The organism is Sphingopyxis sp. MWB1, assembly GCF_000763945.1.
Taxonomy (GTDB): Bacteria; Pseudomonadota; Alphaproteobacteria; order Sphingomonadales; family Sphingomonadaceae; genus Sphingopyxis.
In genome coordinates this window covers 168,117-180,245 of the sequence record NZ_JQFJ01000002.1, presented here as the reverse complement: position 1 = coordinate 180,245, position 12,129 = coordinate 168,117, and the positions used below count along the sequence as shown (strand labels likewise).

The window sequence follows — 12,129 nt, the reverse complement described above, 5'->3', positions numbered from 1 at the left end:
TGCAATGACTTTCGGCTTGCCACCGCCCCCTGGTCGGTGCCAAGCGTGCGGCGCAAAAAGGGAGCCGCACCGTCATGCAGGATCAGTTGAGCCATTATCGTCAGAGCATCGACAATATCGACGCCGCGCTCGTCTATATGCTGGCGGAACGATTCAAGGTGACCAAGGCGGTAGGCGAGCTCAAGGCCCGCGAAGGACTGCCCCCCGCCGATCCCGGACGCGAGGAACGTCAGATCGAACGACTGCGCTCGCTGGCCCGCGAAGCTGATCTGGACCCTGAGTTCAGCGAGAAATTTCTGCGCTTCATTATCGAGGAAGTGATCCGCCACCATGAACAGGCCAAGCGGGAGAGCGGCGGATAATCCACGCCGCCCGCCCAGCTTGACAGCAAGGATCAGCGCTCCTTCTTCGCCGCTTCCTCCGGCTCATGCTTTTGCTCGCGCACGGGCTTCAGCATGCCGGGCGCGAAAAAGCCGATAGGATCGGCGCTACGCGCCTTCTGCTTGATCTCACCCTGGATTTTTTCATATTCGCGTTCCATCGCTTCGGTCACCGATGCGCGGGTGTCCTTGAGCGCGGATTCAAAGTCTTCCATGGTCACCGTTTCGCTGTCCATGGAGCGTTTGAGCGCTGCCAGCCCGGCCCGGCGCACAAGATCTTCCAGATCGGCCCCTGTGAAACGATCCGCCTTTTCAGCGAGCGCCGGCAGGTCGACATTGTCCGCCAGCGGCATTTTGGCCGTATGGATCTCAAGGATGCGCTGCCGACCGCCCTTATCGGGGACCGATACATAGATCAGCTCATCGAGCCGGCCGGGGCGCAGCAAGGCGGGGTCGATCAGATTGGGGCGGTTGGTCGCGCCGATGACGACGACCGACTGCATTTCCTCTATCCCGTCCATCTCCGCCAGGATGGTGTTGACGACACGCTCGGTGACCTGCGGCTCACCCGACGCGCCGCTGCCGCGCGCGGGAACCAGGCTGTCCAGCTCATCGATGAATATGATCGTCGGCGCAACAGCGCGGGCGCGCGCGAACAGGCGCGCAATCTGCTGCTCGCTCTCTCCATACCATTTGGACAAAAGGTCCGATGATTTGATCGCGATGAAATTGGCGTCCGATTCGCGCGCGGTCGCCTTGGCGAGCAAGGTTTTCCCCGTTCCTGGCGGCCCATAGAGCAAGAACCCCTTGGCCGGACGAATGCCGAGGCGGCGGAAGGCCTCCGGATGCTTGAGCGGAAGCTCAATCCCTTCCATCATCTTGTCGCGAGCATCGTCGAGCCCGCCAATATCCTTCCAGCGAATGGAGGGCGCCTGCACCATCACCTCGCGCATGGCAGAGGGCTGCACCCGTTTCAGCGCGTTGAGAAAATCGGCGCGCGTAACGCGGATTTCTTCCAGCACTTCGGGCGGGATCGTTCCTTCTTCGAGGTTGATCCGCGGCATGATGCGCCGCACCGCCTCAATCGCGGCTTCGCGTGTCAGCGCCGCCATATCAGCCCCGACGAAGCCGAAGGTCGTGCGCGCGAGCTCGGCGAGATCGACATCTTCCGCAAGCGGCATCCCGCGCGTGTGGATGCCCAAAATCTCGCGCCGCCCGCTTTCATCGGGAACGCCGATGACGATTTCGCGGTCAAAGCGGCCCGGCCGCCGCAGCGCTTCGTCAATCGCATCGGGGCGATTGGTCGCGGCGATGACGACCAGATTGGTGCGCGGCTCCAGCCCGTCCATCAGCGTCAAAAGCTGGGCGACAAGGCGCTTTTCAGCCTCGCCCTGCACCTGCCCGCGCTTGGGCGCGATCGAATCGATTTCGTCGATGAACAGGATCGAAGGGGCCGCCTTGGCCGCGGCCTCGAAAATCTCGCGCAGCCGCTTTTCGGACTCGCCATAGGCAGAGCCCATGACTTCGGGGCCGTTGATCAGGAAAAATTGCGCGTCGCTTTCATTGGCGACCGCGCGCGCCAGCCGGGTCTTGCCCGTTCCCGGCGGCCCATGGAGCAGCACCCCGCGCGGCGGGTCGACGCCCAGCCGGCGGAAAAGTTCGGGATAGCGCAGCGGCAGTTCGACCATTTCGCGAAGCTGGTCGATCGTATCACCCAGCCCGCCCAGATCGTCATAGGTGACATCGGTGCGCCGCGCATCCTGCGGCTCCTGATATTCGGGAAGCAGCTCTACCTCGGTATTCTCGTCGATATAGACGACGCCCTTGGGCGCCGCCGACACGACGAGCAGACGCACTTCGGCCAAGGCATAGGCCGGTGCGTTGAGCATCTGACGAAGCTGCGGGGGCATATCGCCCGAGGGCAGGCGCTGTTGCCCCGCGGTCGCCACCGCATCACCCGCAACCAGCGGCCGACCGAAAAAGCTGCGTTTCAGAGCGATTGCGGAGCCTTGCAGGCGCAGATTCTGCTGTGCGGGAGCAAAGGTCACGCGGGTCGCGGGGCGCATGTCGACCCGGCTCAGCACCACCATATCGCCCGCACCGGCGTCGGCGTTGGCGCGTTGCAGACCGTCGAGGCGGATGACATTCAGCCCCTCATCCTCGGCATAGGGCGCCATCACCCGTGAGACCGTGTCGCGCTTGCCGCGAATCTGCACAACATCGCCTTCGGCCAGGCCCAGTTCGGCCATGACCGCGCGGGGAATGCGCGCAACGCCCCCACCGCTTTCCTCGGCCCGGGCATTCGCCACCTGCAGTTTCACCTGTTTTTCTTTTGTCGCCGCGTCGGCCAAGGCGTCTCTCCTGCGAAATGCTATGAATATCGGAAAGATAGGGTGATCAATTTGCTTTTACGACCCCCCAGCGATTCCACTTTCATGATGCAATGCACAATTTCCTGTGGCGGTTCCGCGCGCATCATGCCATCATCGCGCAGGACGGGAATATGGCACGACTTCCACCCCTTAGCAGCATGGAGGCCTTTCTGGAGGTCGCACGCCACGGCACGGTCAAGGCGGCCGCGCTGGAGCTTGGCCTGTCGATGCCCGCCCTGTCGCGGCGTATCCAGACGCTGGAACATGCGATCGGCCGCCCGCTTTTCAACCGCCATCACCATGGGCTGAGCCTGACCGAGGCCGGACGCGAGCTGCAAGGGCAGCTATGGCCGATCCTCGATGATCTGCGCAGCGTCATCGAAAAGGCGTCCAGCCCCGACGCGACGCTGCGCCTGCGGCTGAATATCCTGCCGCTGTTCGCGCAGCAGCGCCTGTTTCCGCGCCTTCCCGAGCTTCGCCGCGCGCATCCCGAACTGCATATCGACATTGAAACCCTGTCGCATGCCGAAGCGCGGCTTGGCGACGGGATCGACGCGGCGATCACCCTCGCCCGCTCGATCGACCCGGCGCTTTATGCGGCGCGGCTCGATCAGGACAAGGTTTTCCCCATCGCCGCGCGCACGCTCGATGACGGCGAGCGGCCGATCACCGTCCCGGAACAATTGCAGCGGGTGACGATCCTGCTCCACCGCGAAATGCCCGAAACCTTTCTCGAATGGAAAAAGGCGGTCGGCATGCCCTGGCTGGAGCCCGCCGCGACCGACTATTTCGATTCGGGACCGCTGATGCTCGAAGCCGCCGCGCAGGGCATTGGCGTGGCCTTCATGCACGGCCATCATTTCGACGATGCCCACGACCCGCGCCTCGTCCGCCTGTTCGACCATGATGTCGACAGCCCCTACAGCTATTGGTTCGTCTGCCGCCCCCGCGCGCTCCGCCAACCCGCGGTCAAACTGTTCCACGACTGGCTGCTGGCGGCTAAAATCTGATCAGTAGGGCAGAATATGCGCGGACTGCGTTCCAAGCTATCATAGGGGGCGAACCCCCTATTGGCTCTCCAGCACTAGAACCCAGTCCTGCCCGCGCCCCGATGAAGGCGGAACAAAGGCCTGGATTCCATGGCTTTGTTCTGTTCGAAATTTGTAGGAAACGCCATAGCGCGGATCAAACCACGATTGATTGTGCATGGCCCCATTCACCTCTCCCAAGTCGAGCGTAAACGGCTCTCCGCGCGGGGAGTAGACGATAATACGGTGCCCATCGCGGGCTCGCGCCGCACGAATTTTGGCCGGACCAGACAGGGAACCATCAAGAATGAGGTCCTGCCGGGGCTCCCAATTTGCAAAATCATGCGCTTCTGCAAAGCGACGCAGATATCCGGCCTGGCGGGCCCCTGGATCATCCAGGGCTTCGATCCAGGGGCGGTTGGCTCCGATGGCGGGCTCCCTTGCCGTCGTCCACATCTGCCAAACATTATTATTCCCGTAGCTATGCCCCGCCGCCCCGGCGAGAAGCGCCCACCAACCCGCTTGCCGCGTATCAGTGTCGTCGAAACGCAATCTGGGATCATGGCCCTGATTGTAAAAGCCCACAGGAATGCCTTCATAGCGTGGCTCGCCGTCAATAACCGGACGTCGGGGTTGCATTCGACGATCATGTTCGATGTACAGTCCGGTATCCAGATCACGGGCGGCATGGGACGACTGGCTCATGTAAAAATCCAGCCATTTTGCATCGCCAAGCTGCTTGGAAGCCAAGCCGGGACCTCGTGGATGAAAGCTAATCAAATGCCGCCCGCCATCTCCTTTTCGCAATCCACGGGCCATGGCATCAATAATTTTTCGTTCCTTGGCAGAGCGGACATTGGAATCGCCGCCCAATATCCAGATCAGATTGGCATGGCGATATCGCTTCCCCAGATACTCTCCGAAGATTTCGGCGCTTTCCACATCGAAAATCTGCTCCTTTCCATCCCGCCAATAGCGCCCCCACGACGGCAGCAACCCAATGGCTAATCCCTGCTCGTTCGCACGTCGAACGGCATAGTCCACGTGACGAAAATATGCAGGGTTGGGCGTGGCAGGGTTTCCATCCAGCAGCGCCATATCGCCATAAGAATTGGGCTCTGTTATTCCGCCCAGCTCGGCCAGAACCACAGCTTGAATGACATTAAAGCCCTTTTTTGCGCGATCCTTCAAATAGGCATCAACCTCTTCTCGGTTCAGTCGATGGAACATCGCCCATGCGGTGTCCGCGAGATAGAAAAAGGGAACATCGTCGGCGGCGACCAAATGCCGTCCATTTTGTGCCACTCGAAGCTCCGCAGCCTTCTCCTGGGCTGCCCCCTGGTGCCAAGGAGCCAGCAGCAGCAATCCGGCCGTGCACGACAACGCCCAGCGCGAAATGTCCTTTTTGATGGTCATGGCCTTCTCCCCATTGGTAACCGGTGTCATTAAGTGACTTTATGGAGAGATCGTTTGAACGCAAGAGGGAGAAAGAAACTTTTGCAAAAACGGGAAGTGGTGCTGCTGGCGAGGATTGAACTCGCGGCCTCTCCCTTACCAAGGGAGTGCTCTACCACTGAGCTACAGCAGCGCCGGAAAGCCGGGCGACATAAGTTCGCCGGACAGGCGCGGCCTATGGCGGGACGCCCCTCGCCTGTCAAGGCGTGAGGCTTGACGAAAATGCTTTTTCACACGATTGCCGCAGCGTGAACAGGAAACCCGCCCCCAGCGAACAAGAACGCGAAAAACGCCTCGCCGAAGCCCTCCGCGCCAATTTGCGCAAGCGCAAGGCGCAGGCTCGCGATGCCGAGGCCGAAAACAGCGCTAAAGACTGACGGTCACCGTCACCGCAGCGCCTTCGGCCAGCCCCTCTGCCTTGCGAACCGCCGCCTTGACCGGCAGCAGCCAGCCGCCGCTCTGCTTGTGCGGAAAGAGCGACGTGCTCCACCGCGTCGCGCCAATGCACGCCTGCACCTTGGCCGAGCCGAACCCGCGCCGCTTTTCCAGCCATTGCCCGCTCAGCGCTGCCATGCGGATGTTGTCAGCCGCCTCCCCGTCGATGGTGAGGAAGAACCACGCCCCCGGCCCGCTCGCCGACTGCCAGCGCCAGAGCCGGGTCGTGACAGTGAAATCCTCCATGGTCCCCGCACGCCGCTATTGCGGGGTTACGCGCACCGGAACCGGGATATTGCATATATCCGCGCCGCCCGCGGGCCGGATGAAAAAGGCATCCCGGCGATTGGCCCGGGCGTCGGCATAGCGCGTGAAGCTGGCGCTTTCGGTCGAGAGATATTGCAGTTGCGGCTGCTCCGCCTGTGGCAAGTCGCTTCCCATACGAATTTGGCGAATCATTGTCCGTTCCGCCGGATCTTCATAAAAGCCCAGCGCCCCCGTGCCGCGCGGCAGGCTGGAGAGATGCTCAATCCCGCTGATCACCCGCCCCGCCAGCGCGATATTGCGGTCAAGATGGCGCGGGGCATGGCCGATCACCGTGTAAAGCTCTGCGCCGGTTCCCGTGTCGGGCGATAAATTGCGGCCCACGCCAACCATGGCATAGCAATGTACGGGCCATTGCCCCTCCTTGTCATAGGCGATGGGCCAGCCGGCATAAAAGCCGGTAGCAGCGGCATAGGCGTCCTTCTCCGGGCCGCGCGAAGGTGGCGCGCCTGCGACGACATAGTCCCCCTCGCCCATCACCGCCAAATCCTTGGGCAGCGGCTTGGCTTTGGCCGCGTCCTCGGCATCGGGGTCGCCCCATTGGACGACATAATTATCCTGCACGCGGGTGATCGCCATGCCATCCCACCAATGGGCAGCGGCCAGCTTGCGGATATTGCCGACCCATCCCCGGGCGAAGGGTGCGGGCATCAACTGGATGACAACTTGGCGCCCCTTACCCGCCGCATCCGGTGCCAGATCCATCACAAGCAGATCCTTGGGCGCAATCGTAACCCAGGCCGCAGCGGGCGCGGTGGCGACGATTTCGGCAGGTGAAACTCCGCTCTCGGCTGCATGGCCGGGAAGAGCGAGCGCGAGGGCCATGGAGGCCGCAAGAAGGCGATGGATCATTGCATCTGTCTGCCACGCCCAAGCGACTTGCGAAAGCCCCGCGAAACCATTAGGGCGCGCCTTCCAGTGCAATGCGGAGCGGTGGCCGAGTGGTCGAAGGCGCTCGCCTGGAAAGTGAGTATACGGCAAAACCGTATCGTGGGTTCGAATCCCACCCGCTCCGCCAAGCACGGCTTATCTTGATTTCTCGCCCGCCGCGTTATGCTGTTGTCGTCCGCTCCGCCGACTGGGCAAAGGCTTCCAACAATTCGGTGAGCCCGGCGTCGAAGTCTTCGCGCAGGGCCTCTTTTGAGGCGTGATCCCTCGGCTCGACCGTTCGATGCGCTGCCGCGAGAGCTGCACCGTGGGTGTAATCAATCAATATATGGGTCCAGCGAGGCTGGCCGCCATGTTCCCCGAGCAAATCGGCCAGCGCGCCGGTGATCGCCCGCGCGCGATCGGGAAATAATGTAGGCCGCGCAAAGATCGCCAAGGTCAAATCGGGATAGCGAACGACTCCGGAATAATATCCGCCAAGCAGGTGGCGCACCCTGTCCTGCCTGCTGCCGCTGGGCGGCGCGGAAAGATGGGCATAGGCCCTTTCCGCCAGCGCCTTGATAAGCCCGTCCCGGTCGGTGAAATGATGATAAATGGTCATGGGGTTGACGCCTGCCCGCTGGGCCAGCGCGCGCATCGTCAAACGATCGAGACCTTCGGCATCGAGTATCCGCAACGCCTCCGCGACAATGGCGTCGGGGGAAACAGCCTGACCATCAGCAGAGGGCCGCCCCCGCCGCCGGGTCGTCACCTTTCTACCTCATAGCGCGATTGGACGAGACCGGACGGAAAGGACCTGGTCTCCCTGTGAACAAGCGCCACATCGCGAGAAGCCCCGCCAAAGAGAGGACGCCCCGCACCGAGCAAAATGGGTACGCGCGTGAGAACCATGTCGCTGATCAATTGATTCTCGAGGAACGAGCGGATGACTGCTCCCCCATCGACATAGGCGCGGCGCGCACCCTCGTCGCTCAGCCTCGCCATGACATCGGCTGGCGTCTCGTCCGAAAAGCGCACTTTGCCTTGCAATTCCTGCGGCACCTTCTGCTGTGCAAGCCGGGCCGACAGGACGGTGACAGGGCGGGTATAGAACCAGGGCCCCATTTTTCGCACCGCTTCATAAGTGCCCCGCCCCATGATGATGACGTCGATATCCTGGATGAAGGCGTCATAGCCATGATCCTCGCCTGCTCCCTCATATTTGAGAAGCCAATCAAGGTCCCCGTTTTCACGAGCGATAAAGCCATCGAGGCTCGAGGCGATGAATATATGTCCAGTTACCACAGGATACTCCCGTTAATTATACAAGGTATAATTAACGGGAGTAAGATATGTGTCAATGAGTCAGCTCTCCCCGCACTCACCCATATTGCCGCGCAAAGGCGGCAGCGGCGCCGAAGAGACCCGGCTGGGGATGGGTGATGAGCTTGACCGGCAGGCTCGCCATATAATGTTCAAAGCGTCCCTTGGCGACGAAGCGTTCGGGAAAGCCCGAGCCGATCAGGCTGTCGCGGATGCGGAGGCCGAGGCCGCCCGCGATGACGACGGCCTTTGCCCCCTGTGCCAGGGCGAGATCGCCCGCGACGCTGCCGAGAGACAGGCAGAAGCGGTCGACCGCGGCGGCGGCGAGACTGTCGCGCCCTTCCAGCGCGCGGGTCCAGATTTCCTTGTCCTCCAGCGGGGTCACCGGCCGTCCTTCGAGCGCGGCCAGCGTTTCGTAGATGTCGACGATGGCAGGGCCGGAGACGACACGCTCGGCCGAGACGCGGCGATGCCTTTTGCGTAGCCGCGCCAATATCGCATCCTCGATATTGTCGAGCGGGGCGAAGTCGATATGCCCGCCCTCGGTCGCCTGGACGCGGTAGCTGTTTTCATCACGCCAGATATGCGCGACGCCCAGCCCGGTGCCCGGCCCGATCACGCTGATCGTGCCTTCGACGGGCAGCGGCTCGTCGGGACCGGCGAGCCGCTCGAAATAGCTATCATCGACCCGCGCCACCGCATGGCCGACGGCCTCGAAATCATTGACCAGCACATAGCGGTCGACATCCAGCTTTTCGCCGATCAGCGCGGGACGGATGATCCAGGGGGTGTTGGTAAAGCGGATCACATCGCCGCGCGTCGGCCCGGCGATGGCAATGGCGACTGCGCGCGGGAGAGTACCGCCCTGACGCTGCTCGAAATCCTGCCACGCGGTCTGAAAGCTGGCATGATCATCGGTGTGGAGCGTGGTCGGCTCGCCCAGCGCGACGCAGCGCCCCTTCTCGACTTCGGCGATAGCGAAACGCGCATGGGTTCCGCCAATATCCACCGTGACGATTTTTTCGCTCATCGCATCCCTCTCACTCTTTGTCCCTTGGCGCAGCCATGTCGTCCGGCGGGCACAAAGCAACCCGCATAGCTATGCGCCGGGTCCTAGCGCCGCCGTCCCTGGTGGCGGACATTGCCGGGACGCCCGCGGCGGCCGACCACATGCTTGCCCTTTCCGTCACGGCGCGGCGGGCGGGAGCGCGCGCCGCCTTCGGGTGCGTCGGGCAGTTCGAAGCGCAGCGCGCCGCTGACGGGATTGGCATCCATCAGCCGCAGCTCGAGCCGCTGCCCCACGCTATAGCTGACCCGGCCATGTTCGCTGTCGAGCGTGCGCGCGGCCTCGTCATAATAGAAGCGTTCGCTGCCCAGTGTCGAGACGGGGACAAGGCCGTCGCCCCCCAGCCCGTCAACCGTCGCGAAGAAGCCAAAGGGCTGCACCCCGGTGATCCGCGCCTGCACAATCTCACCCACCTTGCCCGCAAGATAGGCCGCGACATAGCGATCGACCGTTTCGCGCTCCGCCTCCATCGCGCGGCGTTCGAGCGCGCTGATCGCCTCCCCGATGCGCGCCAGCCCCTTGCGGTCGGCCTCGCCCAGCCCGGTGCGTTCGGGCAGCCCCTTGGGCTTGCCCGGCACCTCCAGCTTGTACGCATCGACAAGCGCGCGGTGAACAATCAGATCGGCATAGCGGCGGATCGGCGAGGTGAAATGGGCGTAGCTGCCGAGCGCAAGGCCGAAATGCCCGGCATTGGCGGGGCCATAATAGGCCTGCGTCTGGCTGCGCAGGATTGCCTGCATGATCTCGGGCAAGCGGTCGTCACCGGCAAAGCCGTCGATCAGCCGGTTGAACACCGCCGGGGTGATCACCTGCCCCAGCGCGAAACTCTGGTCGAATGTGTCGAGATAATCCTTGAGACTGACAAGCTTTTCGCGGCTCGGCGGCTCGTGGATGCGGTACATGACCGGCGACTTCTTCGCTTCCAGCGCCTTCGCTGCCGCGACATTGGCCGCGATCATATAATCCTCGATCAGCCGGTGCGCGTCGAGCCGTTCGCGCACGCGAATTTCGGCGATATTGCCCGCCTCGTCGAGCATCACCTGCCGTTCAGGCAGGTCTAGGTCGAGCGGCGTGCGCGTATCGCGCGCCCTGGCGAGCAATTTCCAGCAGCCCCAGAGATTCTGCAAGGCCGGCAGCACGGCCTCGTCCCAACCCGCGTCCGCTTCCCCCGCGTCATAGGCCGCCTGCGCGCGTTCATAAGCGATATTGGCGTGAAGCCGCACCAGCGCCCGCGTGAAGCGCCACGACACCAGCCTACCCTGCTTGTCGATCACCAGATGGCACGCCATCGCCGCCCGGTCCTCCCCCGCCTTCAGCGAACAGACGCCGGCAGACAGGGTTTCGGGCAGCATCGGCACCACCTGATCGGGGAAATAGACGCTGTTGCCGCGCCGCCGCGCCTCGCGGTCGAGCGTGCTGTCGGCGCGCACATAATAGCTGACATCGGCAATCGCGACGATGGCGTGCCAGCCGCCCTTGTTCGCGGGATCGTCGTCGGGCGCAGCCCACACCGCATCATCATGGTCGCGCGCATCGGCGGGGTCGATGGCCAATATCGGCAGATGGCGCAGATCCTCGCGCCCTTCGGGCGAGAGGGAGAGCTTTGCCGCCGTCTCGGCCTCGGCGATGACGTCCTCGCCAAAGACATGGGGGATTTCGTGCCGGGCGATGGCGATCATGCTGAGCGAGCGCGGGGCAAAAGGATCGCCGATACGGTCCACCACCCGCGCCTTGGTCGCGGGGCCGCGCCCGGACAATTCGGCGCGGACGAGGTCGCCGATGGCGGCATCGCCCATATCGGCGACGGCAAAATCGAACCGCGCGCGCTTGTCAGCAGGGCGCAGCCAGGTCATGGGCTTGCCGCCCGGCCCGGTATCGGTGACCAGCACGCCGATGATCGTTTCACCCCCGGCCTGAAGCTTTTTCATCGGGTGGGCGACATGCCCCTTTCCGCGCTCCTCGGTGCGCGCAAGGATGCGATCTCCGACGCCCAGCGCGTTGCGGCGGCCCTTTTCCATCACGCGCAGGCGTGGCGGCGGCGCGCTGCCTTCCCAACGCTCAGGCACGGCCCAGACCGTATCGCCCTCCACGGACGCTACGCGCAGCACGGTGACGCGGGGCAGTCCGCCATGTTTGTGGAAGGCGCGCCCCGGCGCCATATCGACCAGCCCTTCGTCGGTCATATCCTTGAGCAACGCCTTCAGCGCGATCTTGTCGGCGCCGCGCAAGGCGAAATGCTTGGCAATCTCCCGCTTGCCGACGGCGCCGGGGCTTTGTTCGATGAAGCGAAGAATGTCATCGGGCGAAGGCAAACCGGTCGGCGCAGCCTTTGTGGAATTGCGCGAAGCTTTTCTGGAAGAGGGCATAGTCCCCCCTTTAAGCGGAAACGGGCAATTAAGCGAGAGGGCGGCGCATGAAGACCGTGCGCGCAATCGGCGTGTCATAATAAGGGGTTGTGGGTTCAAACCCTTCGGCCCGATAAAGCGCCTGCGCCGCCGCCATCGACGCAAGCGTGTCCAGCCGCATCTCGGCATATCCCGCCTCGCGGGCGGCGGAAAAAAGCCGCCGCACGAGAAGCGTGCCGATGCCGCGCCCGCGTCCCGCCGGCGCGACGAACAGGCGCTTCATCTCGCAGATGCGATCGTCAAGAGGGCGGCAGGCAATACATCCAAGAGGTGTGCCATCGCTATCATGTGCGAGCAGAAGCAACCCGCGGGGCGGCGCATATTCTCCCGGCAGACCGGCAAGTTCCGCGTCAAAATTCTGGTAGGCAAGATCGACATCGAGCGACGCGGCATAATCTCGAAAAAGCGATGCGACGGTCGCAATTTCGGCTTCACCGACGGCAGCAACGATGGCGATCCCGTCCACCGCCTGCC

The 12,129-nt window shown here is 63.2% G+C and carries 12 protein-coding genes and 2 tRNA genes; 4 read left to right on the top strand and 10 right to left on the bottom strand.

The features are described from left to right. Positions 1-74: 74 nt before the first annotated feature. Positions 75-362, top strand: a complete 288-nt coding sequence (locus JV18_RS0101640) for a chorismate mutase (protein ID WP_033073159.1) — start codon at positions 75-77, stop codon at positions 360-362. 32 nt (positions 363-394) lie between these two features. On the opposite strand, the gene JV18_RS0101635 is transcribed toward JV18_RS0101640, so the two are convergent. Continuing rightward, a complete protein-coding gene (locus JV18_RS0101635; RefSeq protein ID WP_033073158.1) occupies positions 395-2,731 on the bottom strand; it encodes a CDC48 family AAA ATPase in 2,337 nt (778 codons plus the stop codon). Positions 2,732-2,883: 152 nt separating this feature from the next. Between JV18_RS0101635 and JV18_RS0101630 the strand changes: the two genes are divergently transcribed. After that, positions 2,884-3,762 carry a LysR substrate-binding domain-containing protein gene (locus JV18_RS0101630; protein ID WP_033074813.1) on the top strand — a complete coding sequence of 293 codons (879 nt, stop codon included), beginning with the start codon at positions 2,884-2,886 and terminating at the stop codon, positions 3,760-3,762. Between the two features lie 57 nt (positions 3,763-3,819). On the opposite strand, the gene JV18_RS0101625 is transcribed toward JV18_RS0101630, so the two are convergent. Further along, positions 3,820-5,196 carry a glycoside hydrolase family 140 protein gene (locus JV18_RS0101625; RefSeq protein ID WP_052071672.1) on the bottom strand — a complete coding sequence of 459 codons (1,377 nt, stop codon included), beginning with the start codon at positions 5,194-5,196 and terminating at the stop codon, positions 3,820-3,822. 97 nt (positions 5,197-5,293) lie between these two features. After that, positions 5,294-5,368 (bottom strand) — tRNA-Thr (locus JV18_RS0101620). Between the two features lie 115 nt (positions 5,369-5,483). Here JV18_RS0101620 and JV18_RS15695 point away from each other — a divergent pair. Then, on the top strand, positions 5,484-5,612 hold the full coding sequence (locus JV18_RS15695) for a hypothetical protein (protein WP_268746257.1): 129 nt from the start codon (positions 5,484-5,486) through the stop codon (positions 5,610-5,612). Here the strand turns inward: JV18_RS15695 and JV18_RS0101615 are convergent. Then, the gene (locus tag JV18_RS0101615) at positions 5,602-5,916 is read right to left on the bottom strand and encodes a DUF1905 domain-containing protein (RefSeq protein ID WP_033073157.1); all 315 of its coding nucleotides are present in this window, start codon (positions 5,914-5,916) and stop codon (positions 5,602-5,604) included. The two genes, JV18_RS15695 and JV18_RS0101615, sit on opposite strands and share 11 nt — an antisense overlap. Positions 5,917-5,931: 15 nt before the next feature. Further along, positions 5,932-6,846 carry a peptidylprolyl isomerase gene (locus JV18_RS0101610; RefSeq protein WP_033073156.1) on the bottom strand — a complete coding sequence of 305 codons (915 nt, stop codon included), beginning with the start codon at positions 6,844-6,846 and terminating at the stop codon, positions 5,932-5,934. Positions 6,847-6,921: 75 nt separating this feature from the next. On the opposite strand from JV18_RS0101610, the gene JV18_RS0101605 reads away from it, so the two are divergent. Then, positions 6,922-7,012: transfer RNA gene (locus tag JV18_RS0101605), tRNA-Ser, on the top strand. Positions 7,013-7,045: 33 nt separating this feature from the next. On the opposite strand, the gene JV18_RS0101600 is transcribed toward JV18_RS0101605, so the two are convergent. The 5 genes from JV18_RS0101600 to JV18_RS0101580 form a co-directional block, all read right to left on the bottom strand. After that, positions 7,046-7,633, bottom strand: a complete 588-nt coding sequence (locus JV18_RS0101600; RefSeq protein WP_033073155.1) for a TetR/AcrR family transcriptional regulator — start codon at positions 7,631-7,633, stop codon at positions 7,046-7,048. Next, positions 7,630-8,166: a dihydrofolate reductase family protein gene (locus JV18_RS0101595; protein ID WP_033073154.1), complete on the bottom strand. Its 537-nt coding sequence runs from the start codon at positions 8,164-8,166 to the stop codon at positions 7,630-7,632. Before JV18_RS0101595 ends, JV18_RS0101600 begins: the two co-directional genes overlap by 4 nt. Before the next feature lie 76 nt (positions 8,167-8,242). Beyond that, positions 8,243-9,214, bottom strand: coding sequence for a glucokinase (locus JV18_RS0101590; protein ID WP_033073153.1), 972 nt, complete (start codon positions 9,212-9,214; stop codon positions 8,243-8,245). Between the two features lie 83 nt (positions 9,215-9,297). Further along, positions 9,298-11,616 (bottom strand): ribonuclease R family protein, encoded by a 2,319-nt coding sequence (locus JV18_RS0101585; protein WP_033073152.1) that lies wholly within the window; start codon positions 11,614-11,616, stop codon positions 9,298-9,300. Positions 11,617-11,644: 28 nt separating this feature from the next. Continuing rightward, positions 11,645-12,121 (bottom strand): GNAT family N-acetyltransferase, encoded by a 477-nt coding sequence (locus JV18_RS0101580; protein WP_052071671.1) that lies wholly within the window; start codon positions 12,119-12,121, stop codon positions 11,645-11,647. Between the last annotated feature and the right edge of the window lie 8 nt (positions 12,122-12,129).